Source organism: Pseudomaricurvus alcaniphilus, assembly GCF_011440395.1.
GTDB classification, from domain to species: Bacteria; Pseudomonadota; Gammaproteobacteria; order Pseudomonadales; family Cellvibrionaceae; genus Pseudomaricurvus; species Pseudomaricurvus alcaniphilus.
This window is the reverse complement of sequence record NZ_JAAOIX010000008.1, coordinates 1-24,839: the sequence shown is the minus strand read 5'-3', so window position 1 is coordinate 24,839 and position 24,839 is coordinate 1. Positions and strand designations below refer to the sequence as shown.

Below are 24,839 nucleotides of genomic sequence, written 5' to 3'. Positions count from 1 at the left end.
GGAGGTTGTATGTGGCAGAACACGCGTTATTACGGTGGTAGAACCGTGCGCTGGATAAGCCTGTGGCTGTTGCTGGGCACCGGCTTGCTCGGTTGCAGTGGCGACGACCCCAATTTGCCGGAGGTGCTGAGCAGCTCGGCCCAGGGTGAACACCTGCTGCTGCACAGCGACCCGCGGGGGCCGTGGCAACCGGGCTTTGTGGCGGTGTCGTCTATCAAGCGGGAGCAGGTGTTGCAGTCGCTGGGGGTGCTGCAGGCGAAATACAAGCAGTTGCGGCCCGAGCTCAGGGTGTGGGCGCAGCCGGGGTTACCCAGCCGCACCCGGGTCGCCCGGCAACTGGCGGAGGTACTGGGGCAAAATAATCTCGGCCGCTGGCTGGATTCAGCCGAGCCACCGGCGCTGGCCGGAGAGCTGGAGGGCGCGGTCATTTTGCGCTGTGCCGAGGCGGACCGGGAGATTGCGCGGCAACTGCTGGGGGCGTTGAGCCCCTATTTGACCGGCCGCGTGTACCTGACCTTTACCGAGTCCACCGCGGCCCATGAAATGGAGCTGTACCTGCTCGGCACTCCCTATTTTGATGAGCAGGGCTTGGTCACCTTTGACCCCCCACAGCAACTTTAATGCGGGGGGCGCTTAGCCTGGGCCGGGCCCGTTGAGTTTGCGACCGATATAAATATGGCCCTGGGTTTGCTCGTAGAGCTCGAGCACGGCGCGGGCCTGCTCGCGGCCGATACCGGCGATGACTTCAATTCCGCGCTCGTTCAGTGAGCGAATCCAGTCGTCGGGCTTGGGGCCCTCGTCAAAACCTATCTTGCGCGCGTCGCCGTCGGCCGCAGCAGCGATTACCCGCCGCAGTCCGGACCAGAGGATGCCCCCCAGGCACATGGTGCAGGGCTCGGTGGAGGTGACCAGTTCCAGCCTCGGCAACTTCTGTTGCGAGGATTCCTGCCCCTCTAATCCCTGTCCGGACAACTCTTGCCCTGATAACTCTTGCCTCGATAACTCTTGCCCTGATAACTCTTGCCCTGATAAGTAGTAACTGCCAAATTTTCTCTGCGCCAGGCTGATGGCCACCATTTCGGCGTGCAGCATGGACAGGCCTTCGCTGGTGACCAGGTTGGCGCCGAGGGCGATCAGTTCACCGCTGTCGCTGTCGAAGATGCCGGCGCCAAAAGGGCCGCCGGTTTGCATTTCGACACTGCGGCGGGAGGCGGCGATGACCAGCGCCATGCGCTGTTCAATATCGGTGGACGGCTCATAGCTGCGCGCCAGCGTGTTGAGCCAGGGTGGCAACTGAAAGCGAACGCTGTCGGGTTGTTGAAACAAGGTCAATCTCCTGCGCTGATTTGGGCACCCCGCTTGTGACTGCCATCGCAGAGCGGGGGAGTAGCGCAGCTCTTGCAGCCGCAAAAGAAGATTTTTTTCGATTCCGTCGCCTCATACTTGACTGGTGTGAAGCCGGTATCCTTATGGGAGCCATCGCAAAAAGGCTGCCGCTTGCTGCGCCCGCAAGCGCACCAGAAATAGCTTTTGCCGGCCACAGTGTCGACCGCATAAGGTGTGTCAGAGGCTCTAACCGCTTTACTCATCACCATGTCTCCTTGCTCTTTATTACCGCCTTTAGTGGGCGGGCTGAATTTCGATTAAACCCCTATCGCGGTACAGTCGCAAGGGGCAGCCGGCTGTGACAATATTGCTGCGGCCAGGTTAGTGACAGTTGTTAGTGATCGTTGTCAGTGGCCATGGCTAGTGGTCATAGTTAACGACCGTTGATTTTCTGCATCACATCGGCGGCGATCTCAAACGAGCGCAAGCGCGCCCGGTGGTCGAAAATATTGCCGTTGAGCATCAGTTCGTCGGCGCCGGTTTGCTCCAGGAAGGCGCGGATTCCGGTTTCCACGGTGGCGGCTGAACCGATGGCGGAACAGCTCAGGACTTGTTGCAAGGTGTGGCGCTCGGCTGGGCCAAGCGTTGGCAGATAATTCGCTTGCGGTGGCTGCAGGCGCAGAGGCTTGCCCTGGCGCAGGCTGACAAAGGATTTCTGCATGGAGCTGCTGAGCAGTTCGGCCTCCTCATCACTGTCGGCGGCAATCACATTAAAGCCCAGGGTGACATAGGGTTTGTCCAGGTATTGCGATGGTTGGAAGTAGTGGCGGTAGGTCTTCAGGGCCACTTGCAAATCACCCGGAGCAAAGTGCGAGGCAAAGGCGTAGGGCAGACCCAGGGCAGCGGCCAGTTGCGCGCCGAAGGTGCTGGAACCGAGTATCCACAGTGGTACTTTGGAGCCGCTGCCCGGCGTGGCCAGCAAGCCCTGGCCGGGTTGCGGGTCGCCGAGCAGGGCCTGTAAATCCATCACATCCTGGGGAAAGCGCTCGGCATTGCTCTGCAGATCGCGCCGCAGCGCCCTGGCGGTGGCCTGGTCGGTTCCCGGTGCCCGCCCCAGCCCCAGGTCGATACGGCCGGGAAACAGCGCCTCCAGGGTACCGAACTGTTCAGCGATAATCAGCGGCGAGTGGTTGGGTAGCATGATGCCGCCGGCGCCGACCCGAATGCGCGAGGTGCCAGCGGCGATATGGCCGATCACCACCGCAGTGGCGGCGCTGGCAATGCCGGGCATGTTGTGGTGTTCGGCCAACCAGTAGCGGTTGTAGCCCCAGCGCTCGGCGTGTTGGGCGAGGTCCAGGGAGCGCTGGAAAGTTTCGGCCGGATTGCTGCCTTCGACTACCGGGCAGAGGTCGAGCAGGGAGTAGTTGATCATGGGGGGTCGCCTTGCAGACAAAGGCTATACAGTAGCGGATTGCGTGGCGGTCGTCAGTCGCTGCCAGGGGCGCCTGATTATTCTTAACACTTTAATCCTATCGCTTTGTCACCGGCCCGACTGGACAGCGGCTAAGGACAAGCCTACTCCAGCTCATCGGTATCCGTGGTGTCGATACCCAGTTTTCTGGCGCGCTTTTTCCACAGCTTGCGCGCCAGCACTTGCATGTCCTCGATCTTGTCGCGCTCATCGATAATTTCCACGCCCATCAGGGTTTCCAGCAGGTCTTCCAGGGTGACCAGGCCCTTGGTGCCGCCAAACTCGTCCACCACCAGTGCGATATGACGCTGCTCCTGCAGCAGGCGCTCCAGCAGCAGTGACAGGCGCGCTTTGGCGGGGACCGCCATCAAGTCGCGCTTGAGTGACACCAGCGGCAGGGTTTCGTTGTTGAGGATGTGCTGGAGCAGGATGTCGTCGCGCAACACAAAGCCGCTGATGTTGTCAGTATCCCCGCAGTAGAGGGGCAGACGGGAGAAGGGTTTTTTGACCAGGTAACGCACCGCCTCCAGAACGGTCGTGTCCTCCGGCAGGGCCGAGATGACCGTGCGCGGCGTCATAATATCCTGGGCAGTAAGAGTGTTCAGCTGCAAGAGGTTGTGAATGACCCGCGACTCGTTGTCTTTAATGTGCCCGCTCTCTTCACCCACCCGAGTCATGGCCATCAGCTCGTGGCGACTGATAAAGTGACCGTTTTGGCCGTGGGAGATAAATTTGGTCAGCCGTTCCGAAGCCCACACCAGCGGCAGCAGCAAGGTCACCAGCGCGCGCACGAAAAACGCGGTGGGTTTGGCCAGTTTTTTCCAGTAAATTGCGCCTATGGTTTTTGGGATAATCTCGGAAAAAAACAGGATCATCAGGGTCATCACGGCGGAAAACAGGCCAAACCAGGCACTGCCAAACACCTCGCTGGCCTTGGCGCCAGCGGCCACCGCACCAGCGGTGTGAGCGATGGTGTTGAGGGTCAGGATCGCCGCCAGCGAACGGTCGACATTGTCCATTTTTAGCTGCTGCAATAACGCTGCGTAATTCGGGCGCTTGGCTTTTTGCCCTTCGATATAAGACGGCGTGATGCTCAGCAGCACCGCTTCGGCGATGGAGCACAGAAAGGAGAACCCCAGCGCCAGCAGCACATAGGCAGTGAGCAGCGCGATATCGGTACTGGCGTCGTTGGTCGGCATAGTGGCGGTGCTCAGGATAGTCGTTGTGAGGGCAGCGTTGGGGAGGGGGCCCTGCCGGTGGAGGTACCTCGGTTGCCGGTTTCAGTCGTGGTCTGTGGCTTGGCGGCGCGGCCGGCCAGTACCCATTCCAGGAAGCGGTGCACCCCATCGATAGAATGCTCGGTGCGCAGCGAGTGAAACAGCTCCCAGGCGTGTTCAGCACCTTCCAATTCTGCGTAAACCACCGGATTGCCGGATACCGCTTGCAGCTGCTCGCGGAAGACCCGCGCTTCCTTGACCGAAACCAGGCTGTCGAGGGTGCCGTGCAGAATCATAAATGGCGGCGCCGCGGGGCTGATGTGATCGATGGGCGAGGCGAGGCGCCACAGGTCGGGGTTGCTGGTCGCGCTCTGGTGCAGCACCCGGTCGGTGAGGAACTCCTGGTAGCCGCTGGGGTTCTTGCTTTGCTGGTGGCGGGTGAGGAAGTCGTAGACCCCGTAAAAGGGCACCACTGCCTGCACGCTGGTATCGATGTTGGGGTGGTCCGGTTGCAGTTCGGGCAGATTGGCGGTGAGCCCCATCAGCGCAGTCAGGTGGCCGCCGGCGGAGCCGCCGGTTACGGCGACAAAGTCGGGGTTCATGCCGTACTCGCGGCCGTGCTTGCGGATCCAGCAGAGAGCCGATTTGCAGTCGTGGAGATGGGTGGGGAAACCGACACTGGGGCTCAGGCGGTAGTTCACCGCTACACAGATCCAGCCCTTGCTGGCCAGGTGGTACATCAGTGGCAGGGCTTGCCCGCCCTTGTCACCCATGACCCAGCCGCCACCGTGAATTTGCAATAGCACCGGGCAGCCGTCCGCAGGCAAGTTGACGGGGCGGTAGATATCGAGTTGCTGGCGAATGCCGGCGGGACCGTAGGGAATGTGGCGGATCACTTCCACCCCGGGGCGGGCGAAAGAAAGGGGTTTGCACCAGTCGGAAAAACGCACAGCGTGGCGCAGGCGGGCCTGCGCCTGGGGCGGAATCTGGCTGCGGTAATTGGGCCCCAGGCCCTCCACCAGCCCGTCTTCAATGGCCGCTTCGGCTTTCGTGCTGAGCCAGATGTTCCAGCCCAGCCCGGGCCAGGTGGCCAGCAATACCAGCAGTGCCAGAGCGCCGAGGCCGGAATCCAGTGCCCCAACCGAAATCAGCACCATGGCGAGCAGCGCCTGCAGCGGCAGCCAGACCCAGGCCAGCTCCGTGGCGATCAGGGAAATGCCGAAAACCGCCCAGGGGATGGATCTGTGAGCCGCGTCCCGCGGCAAGTAAACCACTGCCATGGCAACGAGGTTGATCAGTGCCAGTAGTGCCAATAACCAATCCATAGTAATTCATGCCTGTGTATGTTTGACGGGTTGCACTTTAGCTGGCGCATACCCTGATGGCAATTCATAGTATTACGCTACGCGGTGGAAGGCTATCAGCGCAGGGCGGCATTAATCCGCCGCCGCCAGCAGCTTGTCAAAACCCTTGCCGACGATGCGCGATGCCCGGTCCTTGGCCTCCTCAGTGCCGATGTGAAGGGCCTGCAAGCTGGCGCCGATCATGCACACATGAAACAGTTCTCGCTCTTCCTCCGCCGCGCTGATGCTGGCCCTGGCGAGGATCTCGCCCAGGGTTGATAAAAGATCTTTATGAAACTGTGCAAACCAGCGGCGCAATTCCGGTTCCTGCTGGGAGGCGTGCATGGCCGACAACAACAGGCGGGTGCGCGCCGAGTTGCGCACCTGGCTGGTAAAAAAGTGGCGCAGGTCGGCTTCGCGCAGTCGCTCGGGGTCGCTATTGCTGTTCGGCAAACTGTGGGCTTCTTCCATGATCTGGGCGTGAATTGCAGACAGGGTGGCCTTGATCAGGTCGGTGCGCACCGGGAAGTAGTAGGTCAGGTGGCTCTGGCGCAGGCCGGCCCGGGCCGCCACTCGCGCCTGGCTGAGACCCTGGATACCCACGGTTTGGGCCAGCTCCAGGGCGGCGTCGAGAATGCGTTGGCGCACGGGTTGAGTATTGCTCATCGATCGGTACCGGACAATTCGCTGTGGTTAGGGTCAGGCGGGCAACTGCTCGTCAGTGGCTGGCGCCGCCGCGTGCGGCCTGGCCAGCCGCGCTACCATCCAGGTCTCCAGCCGGCGGGTATAGAGGAACACCACCGGCACCACCAGCAGGCTCAGGGCGGTCGATGTGATCAGGCCGCCAATTACCGCCATGGCCATGGGCTGGCGCAGCGCAGCACCGCCGCCAAAGCCCAGTGCCAGCGGCGTCAAGCCGGCGAGCATGGCGACGGTGGTCATCACGATGGGGCGGGCGCGTTTGCGACAGGCGTCGGTGATGGCGTCTTGCAGCGACAGGCCTTCGCGCTGGGCGATCAGGGCAAAGTCCACCAGCAGGATGGAGTTTTTGGTAACAATGCCGAGCAGCATAATCAGGCCGATCATCACCGGCATTCCCAAACTGTGGCCCCCCAGCATCACGGCACAAAAGGCACCGCCGATGGACAGGGGCACCGCCGACAGGATGGTAATCGGCTGAAACCAGTCGCGAAACAGCAGCACCAGCACGGCGTAGATCAAAAGCAGCCCCAGCGCCAGCGCGACGCTGAAGCCCGCGATCATCTCCTGGGCTAGCTCGGCATCACCGGCCTCGATCAGTTTGACACTGGCGGGCAGAGCCTGCACCGACGGCAGCGCGTCGCGGGCCTGCACCGCCGCGCCGATGGGGTAGCCGCCGAGATCCGCACTGATGGTGACCTGGCGCTGGCGGTTGTAGCGCTCGATTTGTGAGGGCCCGCTTTCCAGTTCCAGCTCGGCAATACTGGCCAGTGGCACCAGGCCGTCGCGGCCGTGCAGCCGCAGTTGACCAATGGCCTCGATGTCCTGGCGCAGCTGCAGTGGCATTTTCACCCGAATATCAAGCTGGCGGTTTTCCAGGTTGAGCTTGGCCAGGGCCGGCTCAAAGTCGCCGGACATGGCGATGCGCAGGGTCTCGCCGATCTGCTCGGTACTGATACCCTGTTCCGCGGCCCGCACCGGGTCCGGTCGCACCGTGACCTCGGCGCGATCGAGGCTGGCGCTGGAGACGATCCCGGACAGAAACGGCAGGCTGCGCAGGTCCCGCTCGATGGCCTGGGCGCTGAGCTTGAGGGCCTCGGCGTCGTTACCAATGAGGATGATCTGCAGTTTTTCACCGGGATGCATGCTCATCAGGCTCAGCCGCGCGCCGGGAATGTCGTTCAGGCGCGCGCGTACGATCTTCTCGATTTTTTGCTGGCTGATGCGCTGCGGCCGCGGTGCCAGCACCAGGCTGATGGTGCCCTTGCGCACCTGGCCGGCGTTGGTACCACCGCTGCTCATGTTTTGCGAGGCGCTGCCAATGGCGGTGAACATGGCATCGATGCCCTCGATATCGGTCAGTGCCAGCCGCACCTCTTCCGCCACCGCAAGGCTGCGCTGCAGGTTGCTGCCGGGGGGCAGCTCCATGTTGACCGTAATCAGGCCATTGTCTTCCGGTGGGATAAACGACGTGGGCATCAGTGGAATCAGGGCCAGCGAGCCGAGAAAAAACAACAGGCCGGCAGCCACCGTGATGCGGCGGTGGCGGATACACCAGGCCACGCAGCGGAGATAGTTATTCATGACGCGCCCGGGCGGCGGGTCGTGATCGATGGGTTTCAGGATCCAAAGTGCCAGCACCGGGGTCACCATGCGCGCCACCAGCAGCGAGGCGATAATGGCCGCCACTATGGTCCAGCCAAACTGTTTGAACACCATGCCGGGAATGCCGCTCATAAACGCCGTGGGCAGGAACACGGCCACGAGGGTGGCAGTCGTGCCCAGCACCGCTACGGCAATTTCGTTGACGGCTTCAATGGTCGCCGTGCGCACGGATTTGCCCTGCTGCATATGGCGGGCGATATTTTCCACCTCCACCACCGCATCGTCTACCAGGATCCCCACCACCACCGCCAGGGCCAGCAGGGTAATGGTATTGAGGGAGTAATCCATCCAGTACATCACCGCAAAGGTGGGCAGAATGGAAAGCGGCAGGGCCACCGCACCGATCACCGTGGTGCGCCAGTCGCGCAGGAACCACCAGATCACCAGCACCGCCAGCAGGCCCCCCTCCAGCAGCATATCCATGGAGCCGCTGTACTGATCCAGGGTGTTGTGCACCGAGGTTTTCACCAGCCGGATTTGCAGTTGCGGGTGTTGTTGCTGCAGTTTCGCCATGGCCGCGGCCACGGCTGTAGCCAGTTGGGTCTCGTCGTAGCCTTTGCTGCGCTGCACCTTGAAACCCACCGCCGGGCGGCCGTCCAGGCGCGCCGCCAGGCTGCGCTCGGCAATGGTGTCCTCGACCCTGGCGACCTGGTCGAGGCGCAGGGAGCGGCCATCGGCCAGGGCGATGGGCAGGGCGCGCAAGTCCGCCGGGCGCTGGACATTGGCCAGGGTCCGCACGCCCTGCTCGAGGCCGGCGATCTTCGCCACCCCGCCGGAGGTGTCCTGATGCACACGGCCGAGCGCGCGGGAAATATCAGTGGCTGTGACGCCCAGGGAGGTCGCCCGCACCGGGTCGATGGTGACCTGGATCTCGCGGCTGACACCGCCGAGGCGCTCAAAACTGCCGACCCCGGCCACGCCCAGCACCGCCTGCTCCACTGTGTCATCCACAAACCAGGACAGGGCCTCCTCGTCCATATCCGGGTGGGACAGGGCGTAGACCGCCAGCGCGTCCCCCGGGCCCACCGTGACCCTGGAAATCTGCGGGTCTTCCAGGTCGGCCGGCAGTTCGTTGCGCACCCGGTCGATAGCGTCCTTCACGTCCAGCAGGGCCTCGGTCAGTGCTGTGCCGATCTCGAATTCCACCGCGATCGAGACCGAGCCATCGGTGATACTGGTATTCAGGTACTTGACGCCGTTGAGGCTGGCGAGGGACGGCTCGACTTTGAGCGCCACCTCGGTTTCCAGTTGCGCGGGAGCGGCTCCCGGCTGGGTCAGGATCACGTTGACCATGGGAAAGTCCATATCCGGAAAACTCTGGATATGCAGGTGCTTGAAGCCCCAGATGCCGGCGATGGTCAAAAAGAAAAACACCAGCACCGTGGGGGTGGGGTTGCGAACGGACCAGGTGGCCAGACTCATGGTGCGGGTACCTGTGCCATGGTGCGAAATTGCACCCGGTCGCCATCGGCGAGAAAGCCGGCACCGGCCACCGCCACTACATCGCCCGCCTGCAGACCGGCGAGAATTTCTACCCGCTCAGCCTGGCGGGCCCCGGTTTCAACCCGGCGTGCGCGCACCTCGCCATCCTCGCTCACCAGGAACACCATGCTGTGGCCGTCGCGCAGGACGATGGACTCGGCCGGCACCACCAGCGCGTCGTACTCCTGCTGCCGTATCTGCCCGGACAGGAACATGCCCGCCCGTGCGCCACTGCCGACCGGCAGGTCGACGTAAGCGATGCCGAGGCGCGACCCCAGGCCCAGGGCCGGCGCCAGTTGCCGCACCCGTCCCTCAGCCTGGCCACCACCGGGAAGATCGATCAATACCTGCTGGCCGGGCTGCACCCTGGCCATCTGCTCGGGCAATAATTCCGCCCGCCACTCCAGCCGGTTCTGGCGAATCAGGCGGAACAGGTCGCTGTCCGGCACCGGGATCTGGCCCAGCACTGCCTGCCGCGCCGAGATCACACCGTCGTCCGGGGCCACAATGCGGCAATCCGCCAGGCGCAGGCGCTGCTGTTGCAGCAAAGCGGCGGCGCTTTGTTGCCGGGCCAGGGCGGTGGCGGCTCGGGTCTTGGCCAGCAGCAGATCCTGCTCGCTGACATTCTGCGCTGCGCTCAGTTGTCGCACCCGGGCGTAGTTGGCGTCCGCCTCTATGCGGGCGGCCTCCGCTTCCGCCAGGCCGGCTTCCGCCTGGGCCAGGTCCACCCGCACGGTGCGCTCATCCAGCCGGGCCAGCAGCTGGCCTTTTTGTACCTGGTCACCGACATTGGCCAGGACTTCAACCAGGGGAATAGCGCCGATACGACTGCTCACTTGCGCCTCTTGCCAGGCCACCACATTGCCCTGGGCCAGTAACTGGTGCAGCAGGCGGGCTTGCTGGATACGGCTGGTAGTCACTGTCAGGGCAGTGGCCGGGTCCGTGCTTTGGTGCTCTGCCTCTGTGCCACATGCCGAGAGGAATACGCACAAGAGCAAAATGAAAAGCCGGTGGTTGTACATCGCGGTTCCTGTTTGGGCGCTGGAAGGTTAGTGGTCAGGGGAAAAATGTGTGAATTTGGTTAACCAACCAAGAACCGGAAAGTATAGGGTTCAGGCGGTGCAACCGCAAGCTGGCCGCGGCGACTGAGGTGCCAAAATTGGAGCCCTCAGCGCTGAAAAGCTGAAAAGGAGCCCTCAGCGCCTCAGCGCATAACAGGAGCCCTCAGCGCCTCAGCGCATAACAGGAGCCCCCAGCGCATTGGTAGGTGGCAGGCCGGGTCTACTCCTTCTTTTCCTCACTGAGCAAAAATGCCGGCAGGGAAAGCCCCAGGAATATTCCGGTCAAGCGTAGCGTGAGTATGGTCAACATACCGATGAGCATGGCGATGTCGGGGTCGACCTGAAAGTGCCGCAACACCAGAAACAGGGTTCCCCCGGCGATAGCCGCCGTGGCGTAGATTTCCTTATGAAAAATCAGCGGGATTTCATTGCAGACGATATCCCGCATTATTCCCCCGGCCACTCCGGTCATCAGCCCCATGACCAGGGCGATCTCCGGGCTGTGGCCCAGCGACAGCGCTTTTTGCAGACCGGTCATGACAAAGAACGCCAGCCCGATCGCATCACACACTTCCAGCACACGCACCGGTATGCGATAGAGTCGATCCACAAAAAACGTCGACAATGCCGCCAGTATGCCGGCCAGTAAATAGCTGGTGTGTTCAAACCAGACAACCGGGTGGGCATCGAGAATCAAATCCCGCAGGGTGCCGCCGCCGAGGCAGGTGATCAGGGCGACCACCATGACCCCGAATATGTCCAGTCTCTTGTGGCCCGCGGTCAGTGCGCCGGAGATGGCGAACACGGTAATGCCGAAAAAATCGAGAAAGGTGATGACCGAGGGCGACATAAGCGATTCAATACCGTTGCACCGGGGAGGGGGTGGCGCAAGTATACCAGCCCCGGGGCGAAACAATTTCTGCGGTTCGAACTGCTACGACGATCGAACCTCTAAAACGATCGAATCGCTACTGCAGTCGAACCGCTACTGCAGTCGAACCGCTACTGCAGTCGAACCGCTACTTCAGATGAACTGCTACGAGGTCTGCGGCCAGGGCTGCCCGGTGGCGGGGTCGATTCGGTCCAGTGATGGCCCCTGGTAGGTGTTGAGCAGCAGTTGCACCGTGCTCGCGCCGTAGCGCTCAAACCAGAACTCTCCCATCGCTTTCAGGCGGTTGATGTTCTTGCGACTGATATCATCCATGGCATCATCGGGCGGGTTGGGCAGCCCGGGTTGACGGCACATGTCGGCATTGACGCGAATGTAACTGCCCGGCCGGGAGATGGCCATGGCCTGGTAGGCGACCACGCGCTCGTCGGTGAGTACCTCGAGGATACGACCCTGGGTGAACCACTGCACCGCTCCCCAGCCGCGGGAATCGGGCCCGTTGATCTTGCGAGTGCGATAACCGGTACCGATGGAGAGCACGCGAACGTCGTCCAGTGAGGTATCGCTCCAGGCATGGCGGATTTCGGCAATGGCGCACATGGTGGGGTTGTTGGCGGTCACCCCGCCGTCCACCAGCCAGTTTTGCTCGCGGGGGGTTCCCATCTCGATGGACTGGGTCGGAAAGTAGGTGGGCGCCGCGCTGGAGGCATCGGCCACCTTGTAGGACGCCAGGCCACGAAACTCCGCCGTGGTGGACTTGATCACCTCCGGCTTGCGTTTCTCGATGGCGTAACCGACCACCAGTACATGCTTGCCGGCGGCCACATCGCCAACCTTTGCACTGCCAAAATTGTCCCTCAGCACTTTGGTTTTACCCTTGCCTTCGTACTTGGGCGCGTTCAAGCCATCGATCTCAAAAAGCCCCCTGTTTTCCTTGAAGATCTTACGCGCAGTGTCCACATTGTAGAGATCGCTGATGGCCTCGACCGAGAGGTCGGTGGTGGCCAGCGCCAGGGCAATGATGCTGCCGGTGCTGGTGCCGGCGTATAAGTCTACGCAGTCGCGCAGGGACCTGGCGTGATTTCTCTGCAGCTCATCTTCAACAAGGGTCAGGAAACGGGCACTGGCAGCGCCGCGAACGCCGCCACCGTCGAGAGAAAGGATTAACTTGGCCATGATTTACTCCCTCAAATCGTTTTTGTTGTGACCCTACTATACTCCTCAATTCCGGATGCGCCCACCGGGAGCGGCAGCTGCCTGGTCGACGTCTAAAGCCCTGCAAACCATTGCTGTGGTGTTAGCTCTATTGGGCAATCCTGGCGTCTTCTATGGCGTCATAACACCAATTGCACGAGGGCGAATGACGCCATTCATGGCCCCAGCGTCGCACCGAGAGCTTTAGCTCCGGGTCTGTGCCGCTGCGAATTATTAGTTTGCCGCCAACGCCGGCGTCGTACTGATACAGCCCCAGCTCCTTGATGCCATCGCCATTCATATCGCTAAAAAAATGCAAGTCCGCTTCTACTGCGTCGAAGCCGCGCCAGCTGAAGGTTCTCATGCGAGTGCCGGTGGCGCTATCGAAGGCCACCAGAGCGGCGTAGCTGTTGCTGTCATGATTCCCCAGCAGCGCGAACTCCTCCAGCCCGTCACCGGTCAAATCCGGTAGCATCACCACCCGCCCGTTTTTCCAGCTGCTGCTCCAGGCCGGTCGCTCAATGGTTTGGCCGGTTTTGCCGCTCTTGATAATCAACTGGGTTTTGCCGGTATCGAGCCGGCGGCCCCAGACCCCCAGTTCATCCACCCCGTCTGCGTCGCGGTCCGGCACCGCCAGGAAGCGGGTGGCGATCGCCAGCTCAGCGGGAAAGCCATAGGAGCCGAGTATCTGGCCCGGGTTGGCACCGTCTTTCACCACCACCTGAGAGCGCCCGTCATCCCTGCGCTTGCCGAACAGGGCCACCTCGTCGACGCCGTCACCGTTCATATCCCTGAGCACGAATAACTGCGCGCCACGCCAGTTATCGGGCCAGGTATAGCTGGGGTAGGTAACGTCGGAGAAATAGCCATCCTTGACCAGCAGCTGGTTGTGGCCGTTGTCCTTGCGCGCGCCGAAGATGGCGACCTCGGCAATACCATCGACATTGATATCGCCGATTTGTTTCAGTTGCGGGTTGTTGAGGCTGGCCGGCCAGACATAGGTGCGCATCTTGTGGCCGATTCTGGCGCCATTGAAAACCCACAGCTGAGGCTGGCGATCTTCGGACAGGCCGAACAGTCCCACTTCGGCAGCGCCGTCCCGATTGCGATCCTGCAGGGTGACCATTTCCGAGTTCTTCAAATTGGTGGTGGGCCAACTGCGGTAGTTGAATCTGGTATTGTTCAGGCGCCGAATGGGGTAAAACGACGACCCGGAAAGGATGCTGCGTCTACTGATACCATTCTGGATGTAATCGAAGGCAATCTCATCGATGTCATTACCGTTGATGTCAGGCAGGGTTGTGAAGTTTTGTAGCCAGCGGCCGGTCGTATAAGTGCCTAAATTCTGTGATCTAAGCAAGTTGCCGGTAACCGGGTCGGTAACAACCATATTCCAGAGCACCCGTGAGTGGAGAACATTGCCGATCTGCACAATGTCTTCGATGCCATCGCCGTTGTAATCCGAGCTCACCAGTGAATGGACGCGGTTGTTTCCCAGCCAGAAATTGTCAGGGGTGGCGGTCAGGTTTCCGTTACTGTCGTATTGTTCGACCGTGAGGTTGGTCAGGTTGTAGGTGTGATTGCTAACCCCGGTTTCAAGCCAGCCTGGCTGGCCAATAAACAGCTGGGTTGCGGATGTTTTTCTGGACTGGTCACCGGTGCTGCTGACCGCAACGCTACTGATCTCGATAACATCCTGTGCTCCGGCAAAATACGGATAGTTGGAAAACCTGAAGTCGTCCAGGTTTGTGCGCTTGTGCATGGCAAACTGCAGGGAGTTAGTTGCCAGAATTTCTGTGTCCTGCTCGATAGGCTCCTGCCGCGGCGCACAGTAGGTGTGATGGGCCGTGAGCGCGCTGTAGACAGAGTCACCGCTGTATAACCAGCGCTGGTAATTTTCACCGTCGCCCTCAACACGTGCCGCAGTCGCCAGGTTGCGGTCGAAGGAATATTCCTGTTGCAGAGAGTTTTCGCAAAGGCGGAAGCTGTTGGACAGGTCTTCTCGGGTCGCTGGGTCACCGCGCAGTAAGAGCATGTTTAATGCGCCAAACACTGATGCCTGAAACCCCAGTTGCTGATCGAGTATCATCGGTTGGCCGACTGAGGTCCGGGGTTGTGACATGGCGTATAAGCTGTGACAGGCGATTGCGACGCAACAGAGTGCGCGCTGATATCCATTCATGATTGTTCTTCCTTCGGTTTCTGTATTGCTCGCCCTGGCCTAGCAAGGCGAGGGGCATTATCTATGGGTCGGCTCTGAAACGAAAGGCCCAAGCAGCTTGCGCAAGGTTCGATGATTCACTCCGGAGTGAATTAATCCGGCTTTCATTGGTCAATAAGCAGGTCTCAAGTTTCTCACAGTGACCCTCGCTCGCGAACTGCGGTATGCTGGTCCTCACTTTTCAACAATGAACAGGTCAAACCATGTCAACTTTTCGCCTATTTACCTGCCTGATGCTAAGTCTTTTGTTGACCGCTTGCGCGTCGATGGGAGAGGGCACCGTCGCCCAGAAACAAGCCGACATTCTCAGCATGCAAAACCAGGTGCTGCAACAACTCTACCAAAGCAAACCCGATACCCGGGCGCAGATCAACTCGGCAGCGGGTTACGCAGTATTCAGCAATGCCAACCTCAATCTGTTGGTAGTGTCCGCCGGCACCGGCTACGGAGTAGTCACCAACAATATTAGCGGTAAAGTTACCTATATGAATATGGCTGAGGGTGGCGTCGGCCTGGGGATTGGTGCCAAGGATTACCGCATCGTTATGGTCTTCCACAATGTTGAGGCGATCAATCATTTTATCGATAACGGCTGGACCTTCGGCGGCAACGCGGACGCTACCGCCAAGGCCTCCAAGCGCGGCATGTCGGTTGAGGGAGAGGGCTATTTCGGTGACGTAACTGTCTACACCTTTACCGAAAGTGGCCTGGCTTTGCAGGCCACCATCAAGGGCGTGAAATTCTGGAAAGACTCAGAACTGAACTAACCGCACACTGCAGCGTTTTTTGCGATGCCTTAGCGCGCCGGCGAGGGCAGGTTTGGGGTAGTTTTTTTTGTCCGGATAGGGGTATGATTGTCGCAGGGCCACTGCAAGAATAATTAATACGAGGCACGACACCAGGCTATGGATACGCTCGACTACTTTATCGTTGTCATAGGTGCCGTGCTGATTGTTATTGGCCTGTACCTTTTTATCGCGGGTAAAAGTGGTGATGCCAGCAACAATGTTGAGGGCTTTGGCATTAAGCTCAATGTCAGTAACCCCTCGATTATCCTGATTGTCCTGGGTATCGGGCTGGTGCTGGTGCCACGTTTTTTACCCCAGAAAGCCTCCCCCACGCTTGGCCAGACTCCAATCGTTGCAGTGGAGTCGCCCGTCAATAAGCCAGCCTCATCCGACGAACAAACGGTCCGCCAGCAACTGCCACCGGTTACGGCAACGCAGCTGCCGCCGGTCACTCAAACTCCATCGCCGGCAACCGCTACCACCCAAGTGCCGCCGTCTGTATCAGCGCCACCACCATCGGCCGCTTTTCTGCCTTCCGGCAACTGGTACATGAACAGCTACGAAGAAAACGGTGTTGATCTATCGGCCACGGTCAATGGCAATATTGCCTTTGACAAGGCAACTCAATCCCAGCTCTCGTGGCGCGCCAACCTGACCGCCATAGATATGTGGGGTAACGGTGGTAGCTATTTCTATCAGGGCAAAATCAGCGCCGTTGGAGCAGGCCACCAGATGAGCGTATTGAACAGCAACGACCCCTCCTTTACGCCGCAGTCGGGACTGCCCCTGACACTGAAGATGGATCCCAGCGGCCTCCTGCATATGGAGTATCCGTATCAGGGCAGCTACATCATTATTCACTGGCGCCAATAGAGCTGACCAATCCGCCCATGTCTGTTTAATGCTGGAAAATTAGCTACTATATACCGTAAAACTCAGGCCGATATATACTCCGTAGCCAGCCAGGAGTATGCCACCCTCGAATCTGTTTAGGCGGCGCCCTGTGTACAAAAAAAGTAGCAGCAGCAGGGACGATCCGAGCATGATCCATTGGTCGAATTGCAGGATTCTTGCGTGGACTGGCAGTGGCTGCAGGAGCGCGGATACACCTAGAATCCCCAATAAATTGAAAATATTGCTGCCCAGAATATTGCCTACGGCGACATCTGCGTGCCGACGCAGCGCTGCAATCACCGAAATTGAAAGCTCCGGCAGGGATGTGCCAACTGCTACCAGCGTCAGGCCGATAACGGCTTCGGAAACCCCGAAGTATTCTGCAATTCCTACCGCCCCCGCAAGTAGCACTTGTGACCCAAAAATTAATAGCAGCAGACCGGCGATCACTGTCGTAGCAATCCAAACCACTGACTTTGGCAGAGCGGTCAACTCTTCGGCCTCGGCCTTGTGAAGCTCCGCAGAAGGGGCGGCGTGAAACCTCTCGCTCCAATATGCCCACGCTAAATAAGCCACTAAGGCCGCCAGGAAAATTACTGCGTCCCCAGGACCCAGCGCACTTCCGCCGACCAAAACCAGGAATAATATCGTTGCCGCTACCACCGTAACTGCGTCCCGGCGAAGCGCCAGCGGCTTGACGGCTAGCGGCGAGATCAGGGCACACACTCCCAAAATCAGCAATATATTACTGATATTGCTCCCCACAACGTTGCCAACCGCGATATCCGGTCGCTGATTTAATGCGGCATCTACCGAGACCACCAACTCCGGTGCAGAAGTGCCGAAACCTACGATAACGAGGCCGCTGAGCAATGGCGATACACCGAGACGCCTTGCGCTGGCTAGTGCGCCGCGAATCAGGGCTTCACCACCCACGGTAAGTAAACCCACGCCGAGTATTAAAAATAAAAAATTAATCATTATTGAGACTCAAGCTTTTTCTTCACCAGGATTGGGTGCCACCACATTTGCAATAGTTTTGAAAAACCGAAAGCCTTTGTAGTGAATCCTTGTGCACTACAGCCAACGATTCACTCTTTGCATATAATCTGAAAACTCGATACCGAATATTTTCTCCAGTGCTTTTTCTTCAGGCTTTATCTGGAATCGGTTCATATACCAAATAAAACCTACTATCCCAATGGTGGATAATGGTGCCGATAAATAAATCGAAAATGCCAGAAGAAAAAAGGCAAAGCCAACATACATTGGATTTCTGGAAATACGATACACACCGGAGATAACAAGGGAAGTCGCGGCTTCAGGCGTTAGGGGGTTCACCGTTGTTTTCGCACGCCGAAAAGAAACAACCCCAAAAAGACAAAACAACAAACCTGTTATAAATAGTATTGTCGATGCAGAAATTCTGTAATTGAAGCTGATATCTACTGCTGGTGATATACGTGAAATCCACCACATAAGCAAAGCAAATGCCAGTGCAACTAATGGCGGTGGTATTTTGTTTTCAAGTGCGTTCATACAACTTTTGGTGACGTGTTATGAGTTTTCATTTTGACATTTCCAGCATGAATCAAACGAGGCATCGTTACTTTCACCACAGGTGCTGCAAACCCATTCGGGATCAGATTCTTTACTTTTATAATTTTCAATGACCTTAACCGCTTTCTCGTAATCAGAATCCATCAAAATCCACAGCTCTGGCCATGAATCAAAGACTGATAACTCACCCACAGCTCCCTGTGAATACTCATTTTTTAAAATGACTTCTATGTTATGTGCTTCCAAAATGTTCTGCACATTACCAACCAGCAGTCGATTTTCATTGGTATAAATCAACTTCATAACAGAATACTCACAGGCATAAAAATTTTCTCGGATGCACGCCCTGAACTCGATGATTGGCCAAAGCCAGCACCATAATATAGGTGCCACCCCTAAACATCTGGAAGCTGGCTTACGATAGCATGGTTTTCATCACAGTCGCGGGTGGTTGACCAGGCAAGTATAAGCGGTAAGGATATTGGGGCTGGCTGATCCACTATATACCCTTGTCTGTTATGTGAGGACCTGATTCTCGGTAAAAACACATTTTTTTCCTTGAAAGGAATCGTAAAACTGCTGATGAGATTCATAAGAAAAAGAGTCTGATCTGGTTTTATAATCCTTTATCCAGCTCAAGAGCATATCCAAATTCGAATCCTGAGCTGCTTTAGACTCGTACTTGTGCGGTTCCCAGGGGCGATTCCTGGCATTGACCAGGCACTGCTCAACACTGAGATTCATAAATATTGCTTCCGAGGCCTCGCTGGCCACCAACTCCAGCAGATCGGTGTAGCACCCCTCAATTACCCAACACTCGTTCTGTTCCAGAAAGGTTTGTATCCTTGCCTCTGATTTATCAATGGGCATTCTTTCTGGAGGCGAAACCGGAAGCCATGCTAAGGTATCCAAATCCAGGTGGGCTAAGCCTTGCTTGGCTGAGAGATGCTTTGCCAGAGTCGATTTGCCGGAGCTGGAGTTGCCAAAAATTAATAACTTTCTCAATGCTTTTCCTTACCTGTAGATCACATATCCTGCTTGTAGGAAAATCTAAAAACGGATTTATTTATATGTGAATTTTAATTGTCGTCGGCAGCTGTCCTGATTAGCCCAGAGAGCCCGCGAAATACTGTAACCAATTGCACACATTCTCTCATTATTGTCCAGCCTGACTTGTTTTCGAGATTCCATGATCATATCTGAGGGGCAACGTTCCGCTGGAGTATTGGCGCGAAACGTCGGAACGGAGATCCGCCGCCGACTTGCTGGCTGGGTACATTGCCATCTGCTTGGCGACGAATTCCGAATTCCTATGCACGATAACTCGTTAGAAAACGCACGGTTGAATTAATGGCGTCTGATTTTACATAGTTCGACGCAAAATTTTTGAGTGTGTTTAAACCCGTCCGAAAATGAAACTCGCCTTGTGGCGTATGAATCCATACCAGGCTGGCGATATTTATAAATACCGTGCACCAGAATACGACGCGAAAGCCTGATTTCTTTGTTTTATGTCGTAATTTCTCTTGCGCCATTAGTGCACCAGGCCAGCCACAGCATAGCGCTAATAAGTGTAGCTTGTTTTCCGGCACTCTCCAGGAACTGTTTATTGCCGCTTTTTTATCTTTGGCGTAATAGTAATAAGCCAAAAGGCTCGCCAGGAAAAACACTACTCCAACTAAAGGCGGTGTATAGCCGAAACAGTATGAAGCAACGACGAATGCCACAAATGCCATAATAACAAGACGTTGGTAATTCATTTATTAGAACTCGGTTTTAATCTCTAACAGCCAGAGCATAGGTAAATCTGTCCAGTAGCGGAATTACTTTCTGAGCTTGTGCTGGTTAACCCTGGACTGAGAATGCCTGATGGTACGACACCTCACCTCTGGGAAAACTGCCGTTAAAAGATAGTGCCTGAAAGTATTCGGCAGGCGCGCCGGGAAAGACTAACCCCTCAACCGCCTTGAATCCGAAACGACAATAATAATCAGGGTCCCCCAGTACAACGCAACCAGCCGCCCCCATTGCTTGAAGAGCGGCAAGGGAGCTTTTCATTAGTTTTGACCCAACACCTTGCCTTTGATACTCAGGCAGAACAGAAATTGGTCCAAGGCCAAACCAACCTGTTGCGCCACCTGAGATGGAGACAGGCGAGATCGCAACATGACCAATTATCTTGTCGTCAACTTTGGCTACCTGGGCGGTCGTTAGGGCCCCTGAGCGGCGAAGAGCATCAACAATTAACTGCTCATTGTGTTGGGTGTGGGGAGCATGCAAAAATGCCTGCTCTGTAACCCGTTGTATGTGCGTGATATCGGCGGAGCTTTCGTTGCTAATCTGGATATCCAATCTCGACCTCTTGGAAAAGTTAACAGCTGTATTCGGGCTGGTTACTGGATTTCGTTTCCATATCTATCGATCCGTGCTTTCTTTAATTCAACTATTTGCGTTTTCGGATCTAACACCCTCCGGTATGGCTGTTCGAGGATTTACTCGTGAACACAGCACAGTAGAAGAAGCTTAATTCACTGTACAGTAAACATGTTAGCGCAGTGCGCCGGCAGGGCAAAGTGGAGCGGGCGATCGGCTCCCATTCATTCGCACTTACCTAGAGCCGAATTTCCGGATGTCTGCCCCAATATACTGACCGAGGACCAGCTCGAAGCCAACTTCTCGACCTTGTGGAGGCGCACTCCCGGTTCATCGTCAAGGTGGATCGCAACGGATTGCCGCTCTTTTGCCAGCAGGTCGTTAGAAAGGACCGGATCTGGGTAGAGACGGTTAAACCGACCGCAAACCAGGTTTTACCAGACATTTTACCGTTAAAAGGAGATCGAGCGGCTGATAAATGGAGTGCTACCGGGCGTTTGTTCCGGTCGCCTTCAGCATGGAACTGCGCCTGACAGAGTCTCCGAAACTTGCAACGGTATTGGGTTGGCCACCACAATTTGAAGCCGCGTCGTTGCAATGGCGCCCACTCCGTCGAGGCTGGTGTGAACTTGCGTGCCAACATGTACAAAATGAAATTCACGTGCCGGTATCACTTGGCGCCTATTGTTTTTTGGTTTGTACCAGTGGTTCATTGGCATTGATGTCATCGGGGCGCACCTGCTACCCAGGCATATAATCAGTATCATGTCCGATCTCGCTTGACTTGCTATGAACTATTGATGCAGTCTGAAAAGCCGCTTTACGTCAATAAACAAAAACAAGTGGTGGAAGAATGCAGATAAAGCTTTGCCAGTCACTCCTGGTTGCCATCACCCTGGCCGTCGCAACGCCCTCAATCGCTGCAACAACACTCCGAATTGCTACGGTGAGCAACCCGGATATGGAGCGGATGCAAGGGCTGTCAGCTGCCTTCACTTCCGCCAATCCGGATATAAAGTTCGAGTGGATAGTCCTCGATGAGAACACTCTGCGTCAACGGGTCACTACCGACATAGCGACCAGTACGGGGCGGTTCGATATCGTCACGATTGGAAGCTACGAGGCTCCGATCTGGGCGGAGCGAGGCTGGCTATCAGCGCTGGACAAGATGCCCGAAGGCTACGACGTCGATGACCTTCTGCCCACGATCAGGGAGGGCCTTTCCTTCAATGGAAAGCTCTATGCGGCTCCGTTCTACGGCGAATCCTCGTTCACGATGTATCGAACCGACCTGTTCGACGAAGCCGGACTCGAAATGCCAGCCGCCCCCACCTGGGACTTTATCCGCAAAGCCGCCTCTGCAATCAGTAAAAAGCGTTCCGATACCTATGGTGTTTGTCTGCGCGGGAAGCCAGGCTGGGGAGAAAACGTCGCCCTGATCACGGCGATGGCAAACTCCTATGGTGCGCGCTGGTTCGATAATGAATGGCGGCCCCAGTTCGATAGCGAAGCCTGGGCGGGCGCCGTCAGTGAATATGTCAGCTTGATCAAGGACTTCGGACCGCCGGACGCTGTGTCGAATGGCTACTCCGAGACACTTCAGTTATTCAAGCACGGAAAGTGCGCGATCTGGATTGACGCGACGGTGGCCGCGTCGTCCATCACCGACCCCAAAGAGTCGAGCGTGGCAGGCAGTGTAGGCTTCGCCCTCGCACCGGACAAGGGGCGGGAGAAAGGTAGCAACTGGTTGTGGGCCTGGGCGCTGGCGATTTCCTCGGGGTCAGAGCACCAGGAAGCTGCCAGGCGCTTTGTGGCATGGGCTACATCGAGGCAGTATGCCGAACTCGTAGCCGCAAGAGAAGGCTGGGTGAATGCGCCTCCGGGAACGAGAAAGTCACTCTACCAGAACCCGGCTTACCTGGAGGCAGCGCCTTTCGCAACTATGGTGCTCGCCAGCATCGAGGCGGCAGATCCGGAGCATCCAACGGTGGACGAGGTTCCTTATACCGGAATCCAGTACGTCGCGATCCCCGAGTTTCCCGGTATGGCGACAGCGGTCGGTGCCCAGATTGCCAAAGCCGCAGCCGGTAAGATATCACCCAGTGAAGCTTTGAAAAATGCACAGTGGGTGACGGGCAAGGTCATCAAACGCGCCCGCTTTCTAAAGGAATAGTGATCGCGATTCTCCACGCGCTCGATGTCCGAAGTTTGTGCATATACAGATCGCGCAAAGATTGGCTGGAAATAAAATTTGCTGGGGGATAAAAAATGACTGACAACATCCGCGATCATCAAGGCGCCATAGCGGAAATAGATGACGAACAACTGCCCGTACCCAGACATCGCCTGCATGGCGCCACTCACTTCCTGGGCCTTTATGGTTCGGAACACGTCGCTGCGACCGAATTTGTTATAGGCGCCGCGTTCGTGGCGATGGGCGCTACCATCCAGGACATCCTGGTCGGGCTCCTCATCGGCAACACCCTTGCCGCGATAAGCTTCTGGCTGATCACTGCGCCGATCGCGGTCAAGACCCGACTCAGTCTCTATACTTATATCGAACACAACATGGGCGATATGGTTTCGCGGCTCTACAACGGTGCAAACGTACTGATCTTCGTGGCCATCTCTGCGGCGATGATCACCGTGTCGGCGACCGCGGTTCGGGCGCTGTTTGATATTCCTCCGCAGACCGATCCGTATCCCACCAGTTTGTACTTTGTCATCATTGCCGCCTCGGCGAGCGTGATCGCGGTGCTGGTGGCCTATCACGGTTTCAACTTGGTGGCCGAGTTTGCCACCATTTGCACGCCCTGGCTGATGGTGATGTTCACCGCCGGTGGCATGGTGCTGATACCGTCGTTGAACGAAACCTTGACCGGGTATACGACGCTGGCCAGTTTTTCCGACTTCATCAGCCTGGCGGGCACAACCGTGTTTACCGGCATCAATGCTGAAGGGGAGCCCGGGATCGGCTTGGTGGAAGTGATAGGCTTCGCCTGGGCGGCGAACACGTTCGCGCATTTTGGCCTTGTCGATATGGCGCTCCTGCGCTACGCGAAAAAATCTATCTACGGCCTTTGTACCGCAACCGGCATGATGTTCGGCCACTACATCGCCTGGATCTCTGCGGCACTGATGGGGGCAGCGACGGCGTCGATCATGAAGTTGAGCATCGCTGTGGTGTCACCCGGGGATGTTGCCTACTACGCGCTCGGCGCCACCGGTTTTGTGATCGTTGTCATTGCGGGGTGGACAACAGCCAACCCCAACCTCTATCGCGCAGGCCTGGCGGCCCAGGCCGTATTCCCAACAATCGCCCGCCAGAAGGTAACGCTTGCGGTTGGGGCGGTGGTCGTAATCGGAAGCTGTTTCCCGTTTATCTACCGCCAAATCCTGCCCATTCTTGCCTACGCGGGGCTCGTCCTGGTGCCGATAGGCGGCATCGTATTCGCCGAGCAGCACATCTTCCCGCGGCTCGGTTACAAGACTAACTGGCACCGCTTGAAGGGCCTCAAGGACAACAAGCCAGCGCTGCTCACCTGGGCGATCTGCCTGGTATTCGGTTTTGGGTTGGATGCCCTTGGCATCATATACTTCGTGTACCTGTTCCTGCCGACCTGGGTGGTCGCGATTGTCTGTTACACCTTGTTGGCGAAAGCGGCCGGCGCCGACAAGAGCTACCCGGAAGCGGAGCAGCGTGAGCAAGAATTTGATAACAGAGTCAAACAGTACCATGCCCGGCTGGCAGCGGAGGAAAACCAGGTGCCCGTTAAGGATTCCTCTGCCCTCACCAAGATCATCCGGGCGGTCTGGATCATCATCGGCCTTATAGTGCCTGCCGTGCTCGCGTGGCGGGTGCTCTTTAATAGCCCCGATCTCTACGAGTACTATGTGAACCGGGAAGTTTTCTACGACGTGACCATCTGGTGTACGCTCGTCTACTTCGTATTCGCCTGGTGGGATCTGCAGCGCTCTAAAGCACTGCAGCGTGCGGGCCAGCCAGCAGATGTAGCTGTGGCTGCCAAGTAGTTGTTGGGGGCGCGCCTGAGCCGCGCCATACATACATACGTATTCCTAATTACCACCTAAGCTAAGCGTCGTGCAGCCGGCACTGTGTTAGGTCTGGCTGCGGGGGCTTGCTTTCAAGACCCTCGACAGCAGGGATGCTGTCGTGGAGCCTCCATGGATGGAACCTCGGCGAGTCTTGAAAGCAAGTCCCTGGAGCCAGGCCGGGAGCAAAGCTGCTGTCCCAAGGGCTACAGGGTATATGTTTACTATCGCCGATAGCTGGCTTATTCATAGGCGTAATTAGGTACATATTTATCAGGCTATTTGGTATTTTATTAAACAGTCTAATTAGTGCTATAAATCCAAAGACTCCTGATTACGTTTAAGATAGAAAATGGTTCTCTGACAGTGTGTACATTGACAATTAACTTTTGGGTCCCGCCTGTTGTTAACGCCGGAGTAAAAGCGCGGTTATTTGCCGCCGTTTGATTTCACGCAACACCGCCATTACACCGCCTCGTAATTCGCCCTATTTTGCTTACGGGCGCTCAGAAATCGATGTTGTCGTCAAACGGCAGGTCTGCCTGGTTGTTATCCGATTCACCGCCAGCCTTCGCGTTGCGGCGCAGTTCGATGATCTGCTCG

General features: G+C 57.4%; 22 protein-coding genes. 5 read left to right on the top strand and 17 right to left on the bottom strand.

Annotation, left to right across the window (positions count from 1 at the left end):
- Positions 1-9 precede the first annotated feature (9 nt).
- Complete coding sequence (locus tag G8764_RS15200) at positions 10-621, top strand: hypothetical protein (RefSeq protein ID WP_166165525.1); 612 nt, start codon at positions 10-12, stop codon at positions 619-621.
- Positions 622-633: 12 nt separating this feature from the next.
- Here G8764_RS15200 and G8764_RS15195 read toward each other — a convergent pair whose 3' ends face one another.
- The 11 genes from G8764_RS15195 to G8764_RS15145 all read right to left on the bottom strand — a co-directional run bounded on the left by G8764_RS15195 (position 634) and on the right by G8764_RS15145 (position 14,529).
- Positions 634-1,326: a nucleoside deaminase gene (locus tag G8764_RS15195; RefSeq protein ID WP_166165524.1), complete on the bottom strand. Its 693-nt coding sequence runs from the start codon at positions 1,324-1,326 to the stop codon at positions 634-636.
- A 2-nt stretch (positions 1,327-1,328) separates the two neighbouring features.
- Positions 1,329-1,589 (bottom strand): CDGSH iron-sulfur domain-containing protein, encoded by a 261-nt coding sequence (locus G8764_RS15190; protein ID WP_166165523.1) that lies wholly within the window; start codon positions 1,587-1,589, stop codon positions 1,329-1,331.
- Positions 1,590-1,759: 170 nt separating this feature from the next.
- The gene (locus G8764_RS15185; protein WP_166165522.1) at positions 1,760-2,758 is read right to left on the bottom strand and encodes an LLM class flavin-dependent oxidoreductase; all 999 of its coding nucleotides are present in this window, start codon (positions 2,756-2,758) and stop codon (positions 1,760-1,762) included.
- A 143-nt stretch (positions 2,759-2,901) separates the two neighbouring features.
- Positions 2,902-3,996, bottom strand: a complete 1,095-nt coding sequence (locus G8764_RS15180; protein ID WP_166165521.1) for a CNNM domain-containing protein — start codon at positions 3,994-3,996, stop codon at positions 2,902-2,904.
- An 11-nt stretch (positions 3,997-4,007) separates the two neighbouring features.
- On the bottom strand, positions 4,008-5,339 hold the full coding sequence (locus G8764_RS15175) for an alpha/beta hydrolase (RefSeq protein WP_166165520.1): 1,332 nt from the start codon (positions 5,337-5,339) through the stop codon (positions 4,008-4,010).
- Between the two features lie 111 nt (positions 5,340-5,450).
- Entirely contained in the window at positions 5,451-6,023 is a 573-nt protein-coding gene (locus G8764_RS15170; RefSeq protein ID WP_166165519.1) for a TetR/AcrR family transcriptional regulator, read from the bottom strand.
- A 33-nt stretch (positions 6,024-6,056) separates the two neighbouring features.
- A complete protein-coding gene (locus G8764_RS15165; RefSeq protein ID WP_166165518.1) occupies positions 6,057-9,143 on the bottom strand; it encodes an efflux RND transporter permease subunit in 3,087 nt (1,028 codons plus the stop codon).
- Positions 9,140-10,123, bottom strand: coding sequence for an efflux RND transporter periplasmic adaptor subunit (locus G8764_RS15160; protein ID WP_166165517.1), 984 nt, complete (start codon positions 10,121-10,123; stop codon positions 9,140-9,142). Before G8764_RS15160 ends, G8764_RS15165 begins: the two co-directional genes overlap by 4 nt.
- 361 nt (positions 10,124-10,484) lie before the next feature.
- Entirely contained in the window at positions 10,485-11,114 is a 630-nt protein-coding gene (locus G8764_RS15155) for a trimeric intracellular cation channel family protein (protein WP_166165516.1), read from the bottom strand.
- Positions 11,115-11,300: 186 nt separating this feature from the next.
- A complete protein-coding gene (locus G8764_RS15150; RefSeq protein WP_166165515.1) occupies positions 11,301-12,329 on the bottom strand; it encodes a patatin-like phospholipase family protein in 1,029 nt (342 codons plus the stop codon).
- A 127-nt stretch (positions 12,330-12,456) separates the two neighbouring features.
- A complete protein-coding gene (locus tag G8764_RS15145; protein ID WP_166165514.1) occupies positions 12,457-14,529 on the bottom strand; it encodes a hypothetical protein in 2,073 nt (690 codons plus the stop codon).
- A gap of 242 nt (positions 14,530-14,771) precedes the next feature.
- Between G8764_RS15145 and G8764_RS15140 the strand changes: the two genes are divergently transcribed.
- Both G8764_RS15140 and G8764_RS15135 read left to right on the top strand, forming a co-directional pair.
- Positions 14,772-15,335, top strand: a complete 564-nt coding sequence (locus G8764_RS15140) for a lipid-binding SYLF domain-containing protein (RefSeq protein WP_207951912.1) — start codon at positions 14,772-14,774, stop codon at positions 15,333-15,335.
- A 138-nt stretch (positions 15,336-15,473) separates the two neighbouring features.
- Entirely contained in the window at positions 15,474-16,229 is a 756-nt protein-coding gene (locus G8764_RS15135; protein WP_166165513.1) for a hypothetical protein, read from the top strand.
- 39 nt (positions 16,230-16,268) lie between these two features.
- On the opposite strand, the gene G8764_RS15130 is transcribed toward G8764_RS15135, so the two are convergent.
- From G8764_RS15130 to G8764_RS15105, 6 genes are all read right to left on the bottom strand, one after another.
- Positions 16,269-17,231, bottom strand: a complete 963-nt coding sequence (locus tag G8764_RS15130; protein WP_166165512.1) for a calcium/sodium antiporter — start codon at positions 17,229-17,231, stop codon at positions 16,269-16,271.
- A gap of 96 nt (positions 17,232-17,327) precedes the next feature.
- Positions 17,328-17,789 (bottom strand): methyltransferase family protein, encoded by a 462-nt coding sequence (locus tag G8764_RS15125; protein WP_166165511.1) that lies wholly within the window; start codon positions 17,787-17,789, stop codon positions 17,328-17,330.
- 18 nt (positions 17,790-17,807) lie between these two features.
- On the bottom strand, positions 17,808-18,113 hold the full coding sequence (locus tag G8764_RS15120) for a putative signal transducing protein (protein ID WP_166165510.1): 306 nt from the start codon (positions 18,111-18,113) through the stop codon (positions 17,808-17,810).
- A 213-nt stretch (positions 18,114-18,326) separates the two neighbouring features.
- Positions 18,327-18,815 carry a P-loop NTPase family protein gene (locus G8764_RS15115; protein WP_166165509.1) on the bottom strand — a complete coding sequence of 163 codons (489 nt, stop codon included), beginning with the start codon at positions 18,813-18,815 and terminating at the stop codon, positions 18,327-18,329.
- A 305-nt stretch (positions 18,816-19,120) separates the two neighbouring features.
- On the bottom strand, positions 19,121-19,570 hold the full coding sequence (locus G8764_RS15110; protein WP_166165508.1) for a DUF1294 domain-containing protein: 450 nt from the start codon (positions 19,568-19,570) through the stop codon (positions 19,121-19,123).
- Positions 19,571-19,655: 85 nt separating this feature from the next.
- Complete coding sequence (locus G8764_RS15105) at positions 19,656-20,162, bottom strand: GNAT family N-acetyltransferase (protein WP_166165507.1); 507 nt, start codon at positions 20,160-20,162, stop codon at positions 19,656-19,658.
- Between the two features lie 874 nt (positions 20,163-21,036).
- On the opposite strand from G8764_RS15105, the gene G8764_RS15100 reads away from it, so the two are divergent.
- Together G8764_RS15100 and G8764_RS15095 are read left to right on the top strand one after the other, a co-directional pair.
- Positions 21,037-22,356: an ABC transporter substrate-binding protein gene (locus G8764_RS15100; RefSeq protein ID WP_166165506.1), complete on the top strand. Its 1,320-nt coding sequence runs from the start codon at positions 21,037-21,039 to the stop codon at positions 22,354-22,356.
- A gap of 95 nt (positions 22,357-22,451) precedes the next feature.
- The gene (locus G8764_RS15095) at positions 22,452-24,215 is read left to right on the top strand and encodes a purine-cytosine permease family protein (protein ID WP_166165505.1); all 1,764 of its coding nucleotides are present in this window, start codon (positions 22,452-22,454) and stop codon (positions 24,213-24,215) included.
- Positions 24,216-24,839 lie beyond the last annotated feature (624 nt).